13 protein-coding genes and 1 riboswitch are annotated in these 16,130 nt (G+C 72.0%); of the genes, 5 read left to right on the top strand and 8 right to left on the bottom strand.

Annotated elements, in window-relative coordinates; all coding sequences use genetic code 11:
* Nucleotides 1-299 precede the first annotated feature (299 nt).
* From rlmN to ACGFYH_RS14050, 4 genes are all read left to right on the top strand, one after another.
* Complete coding sequence (rlmN, locus tag ACGFYH_RS14065) at nucleotides 300-1,406, top strand: 23S rRNA (adenine(2503)-C(2))-methyltransferase RlmN (protein ID WP_393803387.1); 1,107 nt, start codon at nucleotides 300-302, stop codon at nucleotides 1,404-1,406.
* A 76-nt stretch (nucleotides 1,407-1,482) separates the two neighbouring features.
* Nucleotides 1,483-1,589, top strand: a riboswitch (TPP riboswitch).
* A gap of 78 nt (nucleotides 1,590-1,667) precedes the next feature.
* The gene (locus tag ACGFYH_RS14060) at nucleotides 1,668-2,756 is read left to right on the top strand and encodes a thiamine ABC transporter substrate binding subunit (protein WP_393803386.1); all 1,089 of its coding nucleotides are present in this window, start codon (nucleotides 1,668-1,670) and stop codon (nucleotides 2,754-2,756) included.
* On the top strand, nucleotides 2,732-4,432 hold the full coding sequence (locus ACGFYH_RS14055) for an ABC transporter permease (RefSeq protein WP_393803385.1): 1,701 nt from the start codon (nucleotides 2,732-2,734) through the stop codon (nucleotides 4,430-4,432). Before ACGFYH_RS14060 ends, ACGFYH_RS14055 begins: the two co-directional genes overlap by 25 nt.
* Before the next feature lie 31 nt (nucleotides 4,433-4,463).
* Nucleotides 4,464-5,483 (top strand): ABC transporter ATP-binding protein, encoded by a 1,020-nt coding sequence (locus ACGFYH_RS14050; RefSeq protein ID WP_393803384.1) that lies wholly within the window; start codon nucleotides 4,464-4,466, stop codon nucleotides 5,481-5,483.
* Nucleotides 5,484-5,800: 317 nt separating this feature from the next.
* Here the strand turns inward: ACGFYH_RS14050 and ACGFYH_RS14045 are convergent, their stop codons facing one another.
* From ACGFYH_RS14045 to ACGFYH_RS14015, 7 genes are all read right to left on the bottom strand, one after another.
* The gene (locus ACGFYH_RS14045; RefSeq protein WP_393803383.1) at nucleotides 5,801-6,505 is read right to left on the bottom strand and encodes an LAETG motif-containing sortase-dependent surface protein; all 705 of its coding nucleotides are present in this window, start codon (nucleotides 6,503-6,505) and stop codon (nucleotides 5,801-5,803) included.
* Between the two features lie 156 nt (nucleotides 6,506-6,661).
* Nucleotides 6,662-7,738, bottom strand: coding sequence for an LOG family protein (locus tag ACGFYH_RS14040; RefSeq protein WP_393803533.1), 1,077 nt, complete (start codon nucleotides 7,736-7,738; stop codon nucleotides 6,662-6,664).
* A gap of 116 nt (nucleotides 7,739-7,854) precedes the next feature.
* Nucleotides 7,855-8,262 (bottom strand): VOC family protein, encoded by a 408-nt coding sequence (locus ACGFYH_RS14035; protein ID WP_393803382.1) that lies wholly within the window; start codon nucleotides 8,260-8,262, stop codon nucleotides 7,855-7,857.
* 115 nt (nucleotides 8,263-8,377) lie between these two features.
* A complete protein-coding gene (locus ACGFYH_RS14030; protein ID WP_393803381.1) occupies nucleotides 8,378-9,802 on the bottom strand; it encodes a hypothetical protein in 1,425 nt (474 codons plus the stop codon).
* Nucleotides 9,784-10,560 (bottom strand): ABC transporter ATP-binding protein, encoded by a 777-nt coding sequence (locus ACGFYH_RS14025; RefSeq protein ID WP_393803380.1) that lies wholly within the window; start codon nucleotides 10,558-10,560, stop codon nucleotides 9,784-9,786. The genes ACGFYH_RS14030 and ACGFYH_RS14025 overlap by 19 nt, the downstream gene beginning before the upstream one ends.
* Before the next feature lie 280 nt (nucleotides 10,561-10,840).
* Nucleotides 10,841-12,214 carry an aspartate aminotransferase family protein gene (locus ACGFYH_RS14020; RefSeq protein ID WP_393803379.1) on the bottom strand — a complete coding sequence of 458 codons (1,374 nt, stop codon included), beginning with the start codon at nucleotides 12,212-12,214 and terminating at the stop codon, nucleotides 10,841-10,843.
* Between the two features lie 2 nt (nucleotides 12,215-12,216).
* Nucleotides 12,217-12,732 (bottom strand): Lrp/AsnC family transcriptional regulator, encoded by a 516-nt coding sequence (locus ACGFYH_RS14015; RefSeq protein ID WP_104632522.1) that lies wholly within the window; start codon nucleotides 12,730-12,732, stop codon nucleotides 12,217-12,219.
* Nucleotides 12,733-12,897: 165 nt separating this feature from the next.
* On the opposite strand from ACGFYH_RS14015, the gene ACGFYH_RS14010 reads away from it, so the two are divergent.
* Nucleotides 12,898-14,346 (top strand): gamma-aminobutyraldehyde dehydrogenase, encoded by a 1,449-nt coding sequence (locus tag ACGFYH_RS14010; protein ID WP_393803378.1) that lies wholly within the window; start codon nucleotides 12,898-12,900, stop codon nucleotides 14,344-14,346.
* Nucleotides 14,347-14,889: 543 nt separating this feature from the next.
* Here the strand turns inward: ACGFYH_RS14010 and ACGFYH_RS14005 are convergent.
* Nucleotides 14,890-16,047 carry a serine hydrolase domain-containing protein gene (locus ACGFYH_RS14005; RefSeq protein WP_393803377.1) on the bottom strand — a complete coding sequence of 386 codons (1,158 nt, stop codon included), beginning with the start codon at nucleotides 16,045-16,047 and terminating at the stop codon, nucleotides 14,890-14,892.
* Nucleotides 16,048-16,130 lie beyond the last annotated feature (83 nt).

Raw genomic sequence — 16,130 nt, 5'->3', positions numbered from 1 at the left:
CCGGTGAACGGCCTCCGCCTCGACAGGGCGGAGGCCGTTCCCTTATGCCGCTGCCCGGTGATCCTCTACGGTTCCGGCATGGCGCAGGCGAGGCGGGGAGACGACGGCGGACACCACGGCGACCTGTCCTGCGTGTGGTGCGAGGCACCGCTCGACCAGGCGGGCCGACGCAGGGCACGCCGCTACCGCGGTCGCCGGCACCGCACGAAGCAGTACGTCACCACGGCCGTCGCCCTGGTCGCCGGCCTGTTCCGAGCCGCTCCGGGCCACCCGTCCGGATCTGCGACACTGGTACAGCCATGCCTAAGCCCGGAGAACTCACATTCGTCGCCCCCCGCGGAGCCAAGAAGCCGCCGCGGCATCTCGCCGACCTCACGCCCGCCGAGCGCAAGGAGGCTGTCGCCGCGATCGGTGAGAAGCCGTTTCGTGCGAAGCAGCTCTCGCAGCACTACTTCGCGCGGTACGCGCACGACCCCGAGCAGTGGACGGACATCCCGGCCGGCTCGCGCCAGGGGCTCAGGGAGGCGCTGCTGCCCGAGCTGATGAGGGTCGTGCGGCATCTGTCGACCGACGAGGGGACCACGCGCAAGACGCTGTGGAAGCTGTTCGACGGGACGCTCGTCGAGTCCGTCCTCATGCGCTACCCGGACCGGGTGACCATGTGCATCAGCTCCCAGGCCGGCTGCGGCATGAACTGCCCGTTCTGCGCCACCGGCCAGGCCGGCCTTGACCGGAACCTGTCGACCGCCGAGATCGTGCACCAGATCGTGGACGGCATGCGGGCGCTCAGGGACGGCGAGGTCCCGGGCGGGCCCGCGCGGCTCAGCAACATCGTCTTCATGGGCATGGGCGAGCCCCTCGCCAACTACAACCGCGTCACCGGCTCCATCCGTCGGCTCACCGACCCCGAGCCGGACGGCCTGGGGCTCTCCCAGCGCGGCATCACCGTCTCCACGGTCGGCCTCGTCCCCGCGGTCCACCGCTTCGCCGACGAGGGCTTCAGGTGCCGCCTCGCCATCTCGCTGCACGCGCCGGACGACGAGCTGCGCGACACCCTCGTCCCCGTCAACACGCGGTGGAAGGTCCGCGAGGTGCTGGACGCCGGCTTCGAGTACGCGGCGAAGTCCGGGCGCCGGCTGTCCATCGAGTACGCGCTGATCCGCGACATCAACGACCAGGCCTGGCGCGGCGACCGTCTCGGGCGGCTGCTCAGGGGCAAGCCCGTGCACGTCAACCTCATCCCGCTCAACCCCACGCCGGGCTCCAAGTGGACCGCCTCGCGGCCCGAGGACGAGAAGGCGTTCGTGGAGGCGATCGCGGCGCACGGTGTGCCGGTGACGATCCGGGACACCCGTGGGCAGGAGATCGACGGGGCGTGTGGTCAGCTCGCCGCGAGCGAGCGGTAACCTGACCGGCGGCAGTACACCTTCACAGTCGGCACATCGTCATAGTCGCCATATCTTCATACGTCAGTACATCTTCATATTCCGACAGGGGAGCGCCACAGCGCTGAGAGTGCGGCAACCGGCCGCAGACCCTCCGAACCTGGCCCAGGTCATTCTGGGTAGGGAGATCGGTCATCACTCGAGCTGCTGCGCCCTGCCCGTGACCCTCACCAGGGGTTTCGGGCGGGGCCGCGTCTTCTCCTGGTCACCCAGGAGGAATCAGTGAGCATCACCAAGAAGGTCAGTGTCCTCGCCGTCGGCCTCGGTATGGTCGGCACCCTGGCCGCCTGCGGATCGTCGTCCGACGACACCGGGCACGGCTCCGGGGACTCCAGGACCGTGACCCTCGTCAGTCACGACTCGTGGGCCGTGTCGAAGGACGTCATCGCCGCCTTCGAGAAGAACTCCGGCTACAAGGTCAAGGTCCTGGAGGACGGCGACGCCGGGCAGGCCGTCAACAAGGCCATCCTCACCAAGGACAACCCGCAGGGCGACGTCTTCTTCGGCGTCGACAACACGCTGCTGTCCCGCGCGCTCGACAACGGGCTGTTCCAGCCGTACGAGGCGAAGGGCCTGGACCTGGTCCTGCCCCGGTACCGGGCCGATCAGGACAAGCACCGGGTCACTCCCGTCGACACCGGCGACATCTGCGTCAACTACGACAAGGCGTACTTCGACAAGCACGGTCTGACCCCGCCGAAGTCCTTCGACGACCTGGTCGAGCCCGAGTACAAGGACCTGCTCGTCACCGAGAACGCGGGCAGCTCCTCGCCCGGCCTCGGCTTCCTGCTCGGCACCGCCGCCCGGTACGGGGACGACGGCTGGCAGGACTACTGGAAGAAGCTCAAGGCGAACGGGGTCAAGGTCGTCGACGGCTGGGAGCAGGCGTACAACGAGGAGTTCTCCGGGTCGTCCGGCGGCAAGAAGGCCAAGGGCGACCGTCCGCTCGTCGTCTCCTACGCCTCCTCGCCGCCCGCCGAGGTCGTCTACGCCGACCCGCAGCCGGCCACCGCGCCGACGGGCGTCGCCGACGGCACCTGCTTCCGGCAGGTCGAGTACGCGGGCCTGCTCAGCAACGCCGAGAACCCCGGGGGCGGCAAGGCGCTCCTCGACTTCATGCTGAGCAAGACCTTCCAGGACGACATGCCGCTGAACATGTTCGTCTACCCGGTGCGGGAGGGCGCGCAGGTTCCCGAGTCGTTCCGGAAGTTCGGGCCGCAGGCGCAGGACCCGGAGACCCTGGACCCGGCGAAGATCGCCGACAACCGCGACCAGTGGGTCAAGTCGTGGACCTCGCTCGTACTGAAGTGACCGGAGCGACCGGGCCGGGCAGGAAGAAGGCCCCGCGTGGAAGCCGTCGGGGGAGTGCGGTGCGGCTCGCCCTGATGGCCGGGCCCGTCGCGTTCTTCGCGGTGTTCTTCGCCTATCCTGTCGCCGCGATCGTCGCACGCGGTCTGAAGGCCGACGGCGTCTGGCGGCTCGGCCGGATCGGGGACGTGCTCGCGCAGTCCGACGTGCGGCACGTGCTGTGGTTCACCACCTGGCAGGCGCTGGCCTCCACCGCGCTCACGCTGCTGATCGCGCTGCCCGGCGCGTATGTCTTCGCCCGCTTCGACTTCCCCGGCAAACAGGTCCTGCGGGCCGTGGTGACCGTGCCGTTCGTACTGCCGACGGTCGTCGTGGGGACGGCGTTCCTCGCGTTGGTCGGGCGCGGCGGGCTGCTGGACGAGCTGTGGGGCGTACGCCTGGACACCACGGTGTGGGCCATCCTGCTCGCGCACGTCTTCTTCAACTACGCCGTCGTCGTCCGCACCGTCGGCGGCCTCTGGTCGCAGCTCGACCCGCGGCAGGAGGAGGCGGCGCGGATGCTCGGCGCCTCACGGCTCAGGGCCTGGCGGCAGGTCACGCTGCCCGCGCTCGCGCCCGCCGTGGCCGCCGCCGCGCTGATGGTGTTCCTGTTCACCTTCACCTCCTTCGGCGTCGTCCAGATCCTCGGCGGGCCCGCCTTCTCCACGCTTGAGGTGGAGATCTACCGCCAGACCTCACAGGTCTTCGACCTGTCCACGGCCGCCGTACTGACGCTGATCCAGTTCGCGGCGGTCGCCGTCGTCCTCGCCGTGCACGCCTGGACGGTACGGCGCCGGGAGACGGCCCTGCGGCTGGTGGACGCCGCCACGACCGCGCGCCGGCCGCGCGGAGCCGGGCAGTGGACGCTGCTGGCCGGGGTCCTGGGCGTCATCGCCCTCCTGCTGGTGCTGCCGCTCGCGGTGCTGGTCCAGCGGTCGCTGGGCGCGTCCGGCTTCGGCTACTACCGGGCGCTGACCCGGGAGGACGGGGGCGCCTTCCTCGTGCCGCCGATCGAGGCGATCGGCAACTCCCTCCAGTACGCCGTCGCCGCCACCGTCATCGCCGTGGTGATCGGCGCGCTGGCCGCGACCGCGCTCACCCGGCGCGACGCGGGCCGCTACGTGCGCGGGTTCGACGCCCTGCTGATGCTGCCGCTCGGGGTGTCGGCCGTGACGGTCGGGTTCGGCTTCCTGATCGCGCTGGACGAGCCTCCGCTGGACCTCAGGTCGTCCTGGGTCCTGGTGCCGCTCGCACAGGCGCTGGTCGGTGTCCCCTTCGTCGTACGGACCATGCTGCCGGTGCTGCGGGCGGTGGACGGACGGCTGCGGGAGGCGGCGGCGGTGCTGGGCGCGTCGCCGTGGCGGGTGTGGCGTGAGGTGGACCTGCCGATGGTGCGGCGTGCGCTGCTGGTCGCGGCCGGGTTCGCCTTCGCGGTGTCGCTCGGGGAGTTCGGGGCGACCGTGTTCATCGCACGGCCCGACAACCCGACGCTGCCGGTCGCCGTGGCGCGGCTGCTGGGACGGCCCGGTGACATGAACTACGGCCAGGCGATGGCCCTTTCGACGATTCTGATGCTGGTGTGCGCCGTGGCCCTGGTGGTGCTGGAGCGGCTGCGGACCGACCGGAGCGGGGAGTTCTAGAGATGCGCCTACCTTTGCGGGTGATCCGGGGATGCTGCTGAGCCTTGAGGGCGCGACCGTTCGCTTCGGCGGGCGGGCCGTGCTCGACGACGTCGATCTGGCGGTAGCCGAGCACGAGGTGGTGTGCGTGCTGGGGCCGAGCGGCAGCGGCAAGTCGACGCTCCTGCGGGCGGTCGCCGGGCTCCAGCCGCTGGACGCCGGGCGGGTGACGCTCGACGGGCGGGACCAGTCCGGGGTGCCCGCGCACCGGCGTGAGGTCGGGCTGATGTTCCAGGACCACCAGCTGTTCCCGCAGCGGGACGTGGCCGGGAACATCGCTTTCGGGCCGCGGATGCGGGGCGCGTCCCGTGCCGAGCAGCAGGCCCGGGTGGGGGAGTTGCTGGAACTGGTCGGCCTGCCGGGCGCCGCCCGCCGGTCCGTCGCCGCGCTCTCCGGCGGTGAGCAGCAGCGGGTGGCGCTGGCCCGCGCCCTCGCGCCCCGGCCCCGGCTGCTGATGCTGGACGAGCCGCTCGGCCAGCTGGACCGCTCGCTGCGGGAGCGGCTCGTGGTCGAACTGCGGGAGCTGTTCGGCCGGCTGGGCACCACGGTGCTCGCCGTGACACACGACCAGGGCGAGGCCTTCGCGCTCGCCGACCGGGTCGTGGTGATGCGGGACGGGCGGATCGCCCAGTCCGGGACCCCGCTCGAGGTGTGGCAGCGGCCGGCGGACGCGTTCGTGGCCCGCTTCCTCGGCTTCGACAACGTGGTCGAGGCGTCCGTCGCCGGGCAGGCGGCGAACACCCCGTGGGGCAAGGTGCCGGTCCCCGAGGGCGCCCCGCAGGGCGCGCGGACGGTGCTGGTGCGGCCGGCCGGGGTCCGTGTCGTCCCCGCCGACGAGGGCCTGCGCTGCACCGTCACGGCCCGCACCTTCCGCGGCACACATGTCGCCGTGCGCCTCCAGCCCGAGGACGCGCCCCGCCTGGAGGCGGCGTGCGGGCTGCGGGAGGCGCCGGAGGCCGGGGACGCGGTCGGGGTGGAGTTCGACGCGGCGGAGATCGTCGTGCTCGGGTGATCGCCCCGCCGGTTGGGCCCGCTCAGGGGCGTGATCGCCTCCGCTGCGGACCCGTCGGCCACCGTGCCGCCCCTGGGCCCGGACCTGACCCTGGAGGGACCTCACGAGAAGGCGACCGCGGCCCTGCGCGGGCCGCTCACGGAGGTGCCGCCGGTCCCTGGGCGTCCGGCGGCGTCCGGACGCCCAGGGAGCCGGGGTGTCCGGCGACCGCAAGCCGCCGGCACCCTGGCCGGAGAAGGCGACGGCCGGGTGACACGACGGTGGCCCGCCCCCGGTCGGGGGCGGGCCACCGCTGCGGGCGAACCGGTGTGCGGGCGTCAGCGGGTGCTGTTCGCTCCGCGACGGCGCAGGCCGAAGAAGACGGCGCCGCCACCGACGACGACCAGGGCCGCCGCGATACCGGCGATCATGCCGGTGTTGGAGTTGGCACCGGTCTCGGCGAGGTTGGACTCACCGGCGGCCGGGGAGGGGGCGTTGTCGTTCGGCACGGCCGCAGGTGCGGTGCTCTCGCTCTGCGACGGCGCGGGGGCCGACGTGGACGGCTCGGGGGCCGGGGTCTCCGTCTCGTCGGACGGGGTGGAGGAGCTCTCCGACGGGGTCGGGCTCGGCGTGTCCTCGGTCTTGCAGGGGGTCGACGGAGTCACGAGGTTCGGCTCGATGTCCTCGTCGACGTAACGGTCGGCCTTGACGTGGATGCGGTACTCCGCCTCCGGCTTCCAGTCCGCGGCGAAGGTGATGGTGCTGCCGTCGCGCGAGCCCTTGACCGTCTGCTCGCCGACCTTCTCGCCGCTGCTCTGCAGGTAGACGGTGACGGTGGCGGGGACGCCGGAGGGGTCCACGTCGGTGACGGTGATGACACCCTTTTCGCCGTCGCACTTGGCGGCGGCGGAGAACTCGCTGATGTTGCAGGCGAGGGCGTTGCCGGAGGCACTGAGCGCCAGGGCCGCGGAGGCGGCGACGACGCCGAGGGCGCGGACGCTACGGCGGGACGCCGTGCGGCTGATTATGGACAGGACTGCCACGTTTGTCCTTTACGGGAGCGTGTATGCGGGGGGTGAAGAGGGTGCTGACGCTCGATGACACGGCATCAGCACACCCACGAGCCTCACTGGTCTATAAGCGGACCATAAGAAGTGTCAACGCATATGCCTGTCAAGCGCGTTGACTTTGCCGTCTTATTAACCACCGGCACGTTTCAGGGCCTCGGGCGCCTCCTCGATCCGGTCGACCAGCGCGATCCGGGACTCCATCGCCCGCCCCTCGGCGAGCGACGACAGCAGCGGCCACGCCGGCAGGGTCCGGGTCCAGTGCTCCCGGTCCACGAGCACCATCGGCGTGGGCTCGCCCCGCGACTCGTAGTAGTTGGGCGTCGCGTTGTCGAAGATCTCCTGCAGGGTGCCGGCCGCGCCCGGCAGGAACACCACGCCCGCGTTGGAGCGGGCCAGCAGGCCGTCCTCGCGGACGGCGTTGGCGAAGTACTTGGCGGTGTGCGCGGCGAAGGCGTTGGGCGGCTCGTGGCCGTAGAACCAGGTCGGAATGCCGATCGAGGCGCCGCCCCGGGGCCAGCGTTCGCGCACCTCGAACGCGGACCGCGCCCAGTCGGTGACCGACGGCGTGAACGAGGCGACCTTGGCGAGCACCATCAGGGCGTCGTCCAGCATGCCGTCGTCGAACGGGGCGGCGTACGCGCCGAGGTTCGCCGCCTCCATGGCGCCAGGACCGCCGCCCGTGGCCACCGTCAGTCCCGCGCGGGCCAGTTCGCGGCCCAGGCGCGCGGCGCCCGCGTACGGCGCGGTGCCGCGTGCCATGGCGTGACCGCCCATGACGCCCACCACCCGGGCGCCGGCGACGAGTTCGTCCAGCGCGTCCGACACGGCGTCGTCGTGGATCGCGCGCAGCATGGAGGCGAACACGTCACCGTCGGCCTTGGTCTGCTGGAACCAGTCGTAGGCGAGGGCGTCAGGTGTCGCCTCGTAGCCCTCGTCGAGGGAGGCGTAGAGCTCGCCGGGGGAGTAGAGGTGCCCCCGGTAGGGGTCGAAGGGCAGACCCGGTATGGGCGGGAAGACCAGGGCGCCGGCGGCGCGCACGCGGGCGGCAGCCCCGGGGTCCATCGGGCAGCCGAGGAAGACGGCGCCGGTGGTGTCGGCGGCGAGCAAAGCGTCCGTACGACCCGTCAGGTCGACGGCCTGGACGCGGTGATGGGCGAGGGTGCCGTGCGCCGAGACGATCCGGTCGAACTCGGCGAGGCTCTCGATCTCCCGGGCGCGGGAGGCGTGATGGGACTGGAACTGGGACGGTGACCCGTGCTGTGACCGGGCCTTGGACTGGGCGGGTGTCGGCTCCACCCGCCCATGCTAGGCACGCGCCCGGATCAGCCCTGGACCGCCGCCGGGTCCATCCACACGACCTCGAAGGTGTGGCCGTCGGGGTCGTCGAAACCGCGGCCGTACATGAAGCCGTGGTCCTGGGTCTCTCCGGAGATCGAGCCGCCGGCGGCGACCGCCTTCTCCACCAGCTCGTCGACCTTCTCGCGGCTCTCGGCGCTCAGCGCGATCAGCACCTCGCTGGACTTCGTCGAGTCCGCGATGTCCTTCTTCGTGAACTCGCGGTATTTCTGCGGCGTGTGCACCATCACGACGATGGTCTCACTCACCGGGAACGAGACGGTGGAGTCGTCACTGAACCGGGCGTTGCTCTCCCACCCCAGCCCGGTGAAGAACTTCTTGGAGGCGTCGAGGTCGTTGGTGGCCAGGTTCAGGAAGATCATCTGCTGGTACATGGTGCTTCTCCCGTGGATGCGCTGTCGCTGTCGTGCCGTTCGAAGGGACAGACGGAAGAGGACCCGGAAACTCATCGGCGGTGCGCGGGGTTTCTCCGAGAAGTCCTGCGCGGAGTCAGGGGGACAGAGGCAGCGCCGCCAGCACCGCGATGATCAGGGTCAGCGGACCGAACAGGGCGAGCAGGGCGGCGGCGCGCACGGCGGCGGCGCCCCGCAGGGTCGACGAGGGCGCACCCAGCCGCAGCAGGGCGTCCGTGGTGTCGGCACGTGCGTGCTTGGCCTCGACGGCCGCGGTGAGAAGCGTGCCCACCGCGCAGCCGGCCACGAGGAGGGCGCCCAGGGTGCTCAGCGGGCCGAAGGCCGGCCCGGCACCGCCGTACACCGTGCTGGCCACGTAACCCGCGGCGGCCACTGCGGCCACGACGCCGAGGGGGCGGCCGATGCGGTGCGACTCCTCCATGAGGACGCGGCCGGCCAGGAGGCGCAGGGCGCCGGGACGGGCGGCCTGGAGCAGGCGGCCGCACAGGTGGGTGAGGCCGGGCCCGGCCAGGGCGAGGCCCAGGGCGGTGACGGCCCAGCCGAGCAGGACACCGGCGGAGGGGGCGGCGCCGGGGGTGGGCGCGGTGGCCGCGTTGCCGGTGTAGGTCTCGACGGTGAGGCCCGCGGCGATCACGGCGACGCCCCAGGGGAGGGCGCTGGTGTTCTGCGTGCGGGGGGCCTGCTCGGGCGGGGCGTCCGGCGTCCGCGTGGTGCCGTCCGTTGCCGTTGCCGTTGCCGTTGCCGTTGCCGTCGCCGTCGCCGTCGCCGTCGCCGGGCGTGTGTCGCCCGCCCGCGTCAGCAGGGCGCCTTCCGTGGAGGGGCCGCTCTCGGCTTCCCCGTCCGCCGCCCCGGCGGCGCGACCGTCCGCGGGCCCGGCGGTGCGGGCACCGAAGCGGCCGTAGGCGCCGAAGGTCTCGCGGGCCTTGCCCCAGCCGTACGCGCCGAAGCGGCCGTAACCGCGGGGCGCGGCCGGCGCGGCGGACCGCGGCTCGCGCGGGCGCAGCGTGTGGGCCACCGCGGCCGACGCGATGGCCGGTACGAGGATCAGCAGCGTCAGGGCGGCCGGGGCGGGGAGGGGCTGGCCGACGGCCAGGGCGTCGGCCGCCACGCCGTCGAAGGGCGGGCCACCGGTCAGGTCACCGCGCAGGTGCAGGAAGACGAGCAGGGCCCCCACCGAACCGAGCGCGCCGGACAGGGCCGTGGTCGTCGCCGAGACGGCCAGCAGCCGGCCCGGCCCCAGACCGATCGCCGACAGTCCCGAGCGGGGCCGGGTACCGGGATCGGTGCGGGCCACGGCGACGGCGAGGTACACCGCGGCGGCGAGGGGAGCCGCGCACCAGGCCAGGCGGAGGGCGGAGGCACCGGGCGCCTCCGGGTGGCTCAGGGCGTGTCCGAGGGCGCACAGCAGCAGGAAGCCCGTGCCGGCCGAGGCCGCCGCGACCAGCAGACGGCGCAGGTGGACGGCGAGGTGGGCGGTGCGGGTCAGGCGGAGAGCGAGCACGCCGCCCGGCCTTCCGTTCCGGGAGTCCCGGCGGCACCCGTGGCCACCGTGGTCTCGGCGAGCGGGGGCAGGTGCACGGTCCGGACCCGGCGTCCGTCCAGCAGCGCCACCGTGCGGTCCGCCAGGGCGGCGGTCTGCGCGTCGTGCGTGGCGAGCACGACGGTGATGCCGTGCGAGCGGGCGGCCGTGGTGAGCGTCCGCAGGACATGGGCGCGGTCGGCGCGGTGCAGGGGGGCCGTCGGCTCGTCGGCGAAGAGGACCGCCGGGGCGACGGCGAGGGCGCGGGCGATGCAGACGCGCTGCCGTTCGGCCTGCTGGAGCTCGTTGGGGCGCCTGCGCGCCTTGCCGCCGACGTCGAGGCGGTCCAGCCATTCCAGGGCGGCGGTCTTGGCCCGGCGCCGGCCGATGCCGCGCAGCATGAGGGGGAGCGCGGCGTTCTCCCAGGCGTTCAGCTCCGGGACGAGCGCCGGGGCGGGGTCGATCCAGCCGAAGCGGTCACGGCGCAGCCGTTCGCGGCTGAGGGACCCCATGGTGTGCACCGGCACGCTGTTGAACCACACCTCGCCGTCCTGCGGCCGGACCAGTCCGGACAGGCAGCGCAGCAGCGTGGTCTTGCCGCTGCCGCGCGGGCCGCTCACGGCGAGGATCTCGCCCTCGCGGACGCCGAGCGACACGCCTTGCAGCGCGGGGGAGCCGTCGTGGTGCTTGAAGTGCAGGGCGCGGGCCCAGAGCACGTCGTTGTCCGGCGGGGCCTCCATGGGCGTACACCTCGGTTCTGATCCGTATTTCCCCGTCACGTCCTCCTTCCGGGGGAACGAAGACGGGGTCGATCGGTCACTGGGCACGCTAAGCAGTCCCCGGAGGGAGGCCGGACAGCACGAGGCCCCGGGCCGCCGTGTCTCACTCGAACGGGCGGCGCCGGGGCCGTGATGATCATCGGACAGGATGACCGGCGATCAGGGCCGGGTGCTCGGGACGGAGCGCTCGGACGGAGCACTCGGAACGGAGCGCTCGGACGGAGCGCTCGGGACCGGGCGCTCAGAGCTTCGTCCACGCCTCCGTCAGCGTGGCGCGCAGGATCTGCTCGATCTCGTCGAAGGTCTCCTGGTTGGAGATCAGCGGCGGGGCGAGCTGGATGACCGGGTCGCCGCGGTCGTCGGCACGGCAGTACAGGCCGTTCTCGAAGAGCTTCTTGGAGAGGAAGCCGTACAGGACGCGCTCGGTCTCCTCCTCGTTGAAGGACTCCTTGGTTGCCTTGTCCTTCACCAGCTCGATGCCGTAGAAGAAGCCGTTGCCGCGGACGTCGCCGACGATCGGCAGGTCGTGCAGCTTCTCCAGGGTGGCGCGGAAGGCGCCCTCGTTGTCCAGCACGTGCTGGTTGAGGCCCTCGCGCTCGAACAGATCGAGGTTGGCGATGCCGACCGCGGCGGAGACCGGGTGGCCGCCGAAGGTGTAGCCGTGCAGGAAGGTGTTGTCGCCCTTGTAGAACGGCTCGGCCAGGCGGTCGGAGACGACACAGGCGCCGATCGGCGAGTAGCCCGAGGTCATGCCCTTGGCGCAGGTGATCATGTCCGGGACGTAGCCGAACTTGTCGCAGGCGAAGGTCGTGCCGAGGCGGCCGAAGGCGCAGATGACCTCGTCCGAGACGAGCAGCACGTCGTACTGGTCGCAGATCTCGCGCACCCGCTGGAAGTAGCCGGCCGGGGGCGGGAAGCAGCCGCCCGCGTTCTGCACCGGCTCCAGGAACACCGCGGCGACCGTCTCGGGGCCCTCGAAGAGGATCTGCTGCTCGATCTGGTCGGCGGCCCAGCGGCCGAATGCCTCGGGGTCGTCGCCGAAGAGCGGGGCGCGGTAGATGTTGGTGTTCGGCACCTTGTGCGCGCCGGGCACCAGCGGCTCGAACGGGGCCTTCAGGGCGGGCAGGCCGGTGATGGACAAAGCGCCCTGCGGGGTGCCGTGGTAGGCCACCGCGCGGGAGATGACCTTGTACTTGGTCGGCTTGCCGGTCAGCTTGAAGTACTGCTTGGCGAGCTTCCACGCGGTCTCGACCGCCTCGCCGCCGCCCGTGGTGAAGAACACCTTGTTGAGGTCGCCGGGTGCCTCGTTCGCGAGGCGCTCGGCCAGCTCGACGGCCCTGGGGTGGGCGTAGGACCACACCGGGAAGAAGGCGAGCTCCTGCGCCTGCTTCGCGGCGGCCTCGGCAAGCTCCGTGCGGCCGTGTCCGGCCTGGACCACGAACAGACCGGCGAGGCCGTCGAGGTAGCGCCTGCCCTTGTCGTCGTAGATGTGGGTGCCCTCACCGCGGACGATGGTGGGGACGGGGGCGTTCTCGTACGACGACATGCGGGTGAAGTGCATCCACAGGTGGTCGTAGGCGGTCCTGCTGAGGTCCTTGGGGCTGTCGGTGCTCACGATTATCGGGTTCCCCACATATAGGTCTGCTTCTTGAGCTTGAGGTAGACGAAGCTCTCGGTGGAGCGCACGCCGGGGACGGCCCGGACGCGTCGGTTGATGACCTCCAGGAGGTGGTCGTCGTCCTCGCAGACGACCTCCACCATCAGGTCGAAGGAGCCCGCGGTCATCACCACGTACTCGCATTCGGACATGGCCGCCAGCGCCTCGGCGACGGACTCCACGTCCCCCTCGACATTGACGCCGACCATCGCCTGACGCCGGAAGCCCACGGTGAGCGGGTCCGTGACGGCGACGATCTGCATCACACCCTGGTCGAGCAGCTTCTGGACACGCTGGCGCACGGCCGCCTCCGACAGGCCGACGGCCTTGCCGATCGCGGCGTACGGCCGGCGGCCGTCCTCCTGGAGCTGCTCGACGATGGCGAGGGAGACGGCGTCCAACTGGGGACCGCCGTTCCTGGACTCGCGGGAGTCCTTCTGGTCTGCGCTTCGACTGGCCACGGCTTCACTGTGCACGACGTATCGACAGTTTCGCAAGGTCCGATCGATGAAATTCGTTGTTTCAATCGCTTCAATGTGCGGATATCGCAACACAGGGGCCGGTGGGGGTGTTGAAAACGTCGGAACTCCGTCTAGGGTGGGTGTCTCAGTGATTGGACACCCGAACTTGGAGGGCCGGCAGTGAGTACCGAGCTGGGTCGGCTGCGCACACTACGAAACTACGTCGACGGTGAGTTCCGGGACGCCGCCGACGGACGGACCACGGAAGTGGTCAACCCCGCCACGGGCGAGGCGTACGCGACCGCTCCCCTGTCCCGGCAGGCGGACGTGGACGCCGCGATGGCGGCCGCCGCGGCGGCCTTCCCGGCGTGGCGGGACACGACCCCGGCCGAACGGCAGAAGGCCCTGCTGAAGATCGCGGACGCGTTCGAGGAGCGCGCCGAGGAACTGATCGCGGCCGAGGTGGAGAACACGGGCAAGCCCATCGGGCTGACCCGCTCCGAGGAGATTCCGCCGATGGTCGACCAGATCCGCTTCTTCGCGGGTGCGGCGCGGATGCTGGAGGGGCGCGGCGCCGGTGAGTACATGGAGGGTCTGACCTCCTTCGTGCGCCGCGAGCCGATCGGCGTCTGCGCGCAGGTCGCGCCGTGGAACTACCCGATGATGATGGCCGTGTGGAAGTTCGCCCCGGCGCTCGCCGCGGGCAACACCGTCGTCCTCAAGCCCTCGGACACCACCCCCGCCTCCACGGCCCTGATGGCCGACATCATCGGCTCGATCGTCCCCAGGGGCGTCTTCAACGTCGTCTGCGGCGACCGCGACACCGGCCGCCTGATGGTCGAGCACGAGACCCCGGCGATGGCCTCCATCACCGGCTCCGTGCGGGCCGGCATGTCGGTCGCCGAGTCGGCGTCGAAGGACCTCAAGCGCGTCCACCTGGAGCTGGGCGGCAAGGCCCCCGTCGTGGTCTTCGAGGACACCGACATCCCCAAGGCCGTCGAGGACATCTCGGTCGCGGGCTACTTCAACGCCGGACAGGACTGCACGGCGGCCACCCGAGTGCTGGTCCACGAGTCGATCCACGACGAGTTCGTCACCGCCCTCGCGAAGGCCGCCGCCGAGACCAGGACCGGTCACCCGGACGACGAGGACGTGCTGTACGGCCCGCTCAACAACCCCAACCAGCTCAAGCAGGTCGCCGGGTTCATCGAGCGCCTGCCCGCCCACGCCAAGGTCGAGGCGGGCGGCCACCGGGTCGGCGACCAGGGCTACTTCTACGCCCCGACCGTCGTCTCCGGCCTCAAGCAGGACGACGAGATCATCCAGCAGGAGGTCTTCGGCCCGGTCATCACCGTCCAGTCCTTCCGCGACGAGGACCAGGCGGTCGAGTGGGCCAACGGCGTCGAGTACGCGCTGGCCTCCTCGGTGTGGACCAAGGACCACGGCCGCGCCATGCGGATGTCCAAGAAGCTGGACTTCGGCTGCGTGTGGATCAACACGCACATCCCGCTGGTCGCCGAGATGCCGCACGGCGGCTTCAAGAAGTCCGGTTACGGCAAGGACCTGTCGTCGTACGGCTTCGACGACTACACGCGGGTCAAGCACGTGATGACGTCGCTGGACGTCTGAACCCGCGGCGATGCCCCAGCGGTTCGCGCGGCCCCCGACGCAGGCCGGGAAGCCTCCGTCCGGGGCCGCGGCGTGTGCGCGCCGGGCACTCCGCGCGGTCGACGGGGTGTCGGCCCGGGCCGGGCGCGCTCGGCCCGGCGTCGAGCGTCCCGGGTGAGCGCGGGCCGCGAGATCGCCGTGCCATACCCCTGCGCCCGAAGACGCCCCGCCCTCCCGCCGGTCCCTGCCACACGGCCCGGGCGGCTCCGCCGTGCCCGGCGCACCGGCCGGCTGCGATGTCCCCGCCGCGTACGTCGCGCCGGTCGGCCACCGAGCGACGGCTGACGCGGGCGAACCGGCCGCTCCACATCGACACCGACGACGAGCGTCCGGGCCGCCGGGCCGCCCCGGAGGCGTTCGAGGAGCGCACGGGCATCTCCCGCCGCGCCGCACCGGTGTCCTGCGCCCCACGCGCCCGCGCGACCTCGCGCGGGCGCTCGGTCTCGCGCGGCGGCGACGGTCGTGTCCCACACGGCGGCACGGCGGCACTGCGGCCGACGGGCGCTACCGCAGCGCGGCCGCGGTGATCCGGTCGAGCACCGGATTCGGTTCCGCGCTCTTGGCGTCCGTGGCGTTGACCGAGTAGACGAGGGTGCGGGACAGGTCGCGGGTGCCGCCGACGAGCGCGCTGTAGCCGTAGCGGGAGCCGGACTTGCCCCAGAAGATCTCGCCGCCGACCTCCTTGTACTCCAGTCCCGCGCTGCGGGTCGCGTCCGGCAGGTTCGCCGGGGTCGTGAACATCTCCTCCAACTGCGGCTCGGGCACGATCCGCCCGCGGAACAGCGAGGTGAGCAGCCGTTCCAGGTCGGCCGCCGTCGAGATCATGTCACCGGCCGCCCAGCGGTCCGCCTGGTTCCACTGGGTCACGTCGAACAGCTCCGTCGTCCCGTCCGGCCGCTCCACCGTCTGGTAACCCCGGTTGTGCGGGCCCCGGACGGCGGGGTCGGTGCCCGGGAAGTACGTGTGCCGCATCCCGGCCGGGCGCAGGACCAGGCGCGTGGCCTCGGCGGCGTAGGAGCGTCCCGTCACCTTCTCGATCAGCAGGCCGAGGATCGTGTAGTTGATGTTGAGGTAGTGCTGCCGCTCGCCCGGGCCGAACTCCGGTCCCCTGGCGATCGCCGACGCCGCGACCTCCTGCGGGGTGAGGGTGTCGAAACGGTGCGCGTACAGCTCCGCGAAGTCGTCGCCGAGCCCGTCGCCCGCCTGGATGCCACTGGTGTGGTTCAGCAACCGGCGCACGCTGATCGGCTCGTCGAAGGCCGGGGTGAACAGGCCGGGAAGGTAGCGCTGCACCGGTGCGTCCAGGTCGAGCCGGTCCTGCGCCGCGAGCCGCAGCACGGTGGCGGCCGTGACGACCTTGGTGATCGAACCGGCCCGGAAGAGGGCATGAGGGTACGCCGGCCGGCCACTGGCCAGGTCGCGCACGCCCGCGCTGCCGCGCCAGCCGCCGTCGCTGCCGCCGACCCGTACGAGGGCGGCCGTGGCGTGCTCACCCGGGACCATGGCGAGGGCGGCACGCAGCGCCTCCCCGTTCGGTCCGGCCGGCCGGGACGTGCCGGCGGCAGCGACGGCCGGCGCGGCGAACGCGGGCGCGGCCAGTGGGCCCGCGGACAGGGCGAGCACCAGGGAAGCGGCGAGGACGGAGGAAGTACGGGCACGCATCGACGGCTCCAGGTTCCGGGGCGGGACGGTCGCCGATCATCCTCATACGCCGTGCCCAGCACCGGATCGTCGGCGAGGAGGGT

It is taken from the genome of Streptomyces sp. NPDC048392 (assembly GCF_043200575.1).
Taxonomy (GTDB): Bacteria; Actinomycetota; Actinomycetes; order Streptomycetales; family Streptomycetaceae; genus Streptomyces.
This window is presented reverse-complemented; position numbering and strand designations above follow the sequence as displayed.

What these genes read in the sequence shown, in the direction of transcription:
- rlmN (WP_393803387.1), top strand. Translation starts at nt 300, where the DNA reads ATGCCTAAGCCCGGAGAACTCACATTCGTCGCCCCCCGCGGAGCCAAG.
- ACGFYH_RS14050 (WP_393803384.1), top strand. Translation starts at nt 4,464, where the DNA reads ATGCTGCTGAGCCTTGAGGGCGCGACCGTTCGCTTCGGCGGGCGGGCC.
- ACGFYH_RS14035 (WP_393803382.1), bottom strand. Translation starts at nt 8,262, where the DNA reads ATGTACCAGCAGATGATCTTCCTGAACCTGGCCACCAACGACCTCGAC.
- ACGFYH_RS14025 (WP_393803380.1), bottom strand. Translation starts at nt 10,560, where the DNA reads ATGGAGGCCCCGCCGGACAACGACGTGCTCTGGGCCCGCGCCCTGCAC.
- ACGFYH_RS14005 (WP_393803377.1), bottom strand. Translation starts at nt 16,047, where the DNA reads ATGCGTGCCCGTACTTCCTCCGTCCTCGCCGCTTCCCTGGTGCTCGCC.